Raw genomic sequence first — 1,268 nt, forward strand, 5'->3', positions numbered from 1 at the left:
TGACGTTGCCCCCAGCTCTTATCCAGTAGAACTTAGAGTCTGGCGGTTGGCATCATGCACAGTTTGAGCAACCGGCCAAGACGCGGAGCCGCTATCGAGCGCAGCGACTTGGTCCCGTTGCGGTGAGAATGTGGCCGCATAGACGGCCGGCGCGAGCCAGCCGATGCCGGAGTGGGGCCGAATATTATTGTAGTCGCGTCGCCAGTCTTCGAGCGCGAGGCGAGCCTGTGGCAGGAACGTGAACAGCGTCTCGTTCAGGAACTCGTCTCGCAAACGCCCATTGAAGCTCTCGACGAAGGCATTCTGCATGGGCTTGCCCGGTGCAATGTAATGCCACGCCACCTGGGTTTGCTCGGCCCAGCCCAGGATCGCATTGCTGGTCAGTTCGGTCCCATTGTCGCTGACGATGGTCCCGGGCCTGCCGCGCCTGGCGATCAGAAGATCGAGTTCGCGTGCCACTCGGTGGCCGGACAGCGAGAGGTCGGCCACGGCCGCGAGACATTCCCGGGTGCAGTCGTCGAAGATCGCCAGGATGCGGAATCTGCGGCCGTTCGCCAGTTGGTCGGAGACGAAGTCGAGCGACCAGCGATCGTCGGGGAGCCTCGGCACCGCCATCGGCGCCCTTGTACCCAAAGCCCTTTTGCGACCACCCCGTTTGCGTACCATCAGGCGTTCCTCCCGATAAATCCGAAAAAGCCGCTTGTGGTTCACGACGAAACCTTCCCGGCGCAGGAAGATCAGAAGCCGCCGATAGCCGAACCGCCGGCGTTCGTGTGCCAGGGCTCGCAGCCGTTCGCGCAAGGCAGGATCGTCCGGACGCCGGCAACGATAGCGCACCGTCATCCGCTGGCAGCCAATCACCCGACACGCCCGCCGCTCGCTCATCTCGTGTTCCGTCCGGAGATGCGCGACCGCCTCTCGCTTCACAGCGGGCGTCACCATTTTTTTGACAGCAGATCCTTCAAGGCGGCGTTATCGAGCATGGCATCGGCCAGCAGCTTCTTGAGCTTGCCGTTCTCGTCCGCAAGCTGCTTAAGCCGCTTGGCTTCGGATATGTCCATGCCGCCGAACTTGCTCTTCCACTTGTAGAAGGTCGCCTCGCTAATCCCGTGCTTGCGGCATAGGTCGGCAGTCTTCGCGCCGAGCTCGTGCTCCTTCAAAACCCTGATGATCTGCTCTTCCGTAAACCGCTTCCGCTTCATCTCTGGTCCTTCCCTAAAGGGCCAGACTCCAGTTCAACATGGATTAAGCCGCGGGGGCAACGTCAC

Annotated in this window: 1 protein-coding gene; it reads right to left on the reverse strand. The window is 61.7% G+C overall.

Annotated features, from left to right (window positions below):
• Positions 1-18 precede the first annotated feature (18 nt).
• Positions 19-1,202, reverse strand: a protein-coding gene (locus AC0L3U_RS38265) for an IS3 family transposase (protein WP_473364941.1) whose coding sequence is annotated in 2 segments (ribosomal slippage) — positions 19-950 and positions 950-1,202 — 1,185 coding nt in all. Because the reading frame shifts where the segments join, the coding sequence is not laid out codon by codon here.
• Positions 1,203-1,268 lie beyond the last annotated feature (66 nt).

The organism is Bradyrhizobium sp. Kon69, from assembly GCF_055807515.1.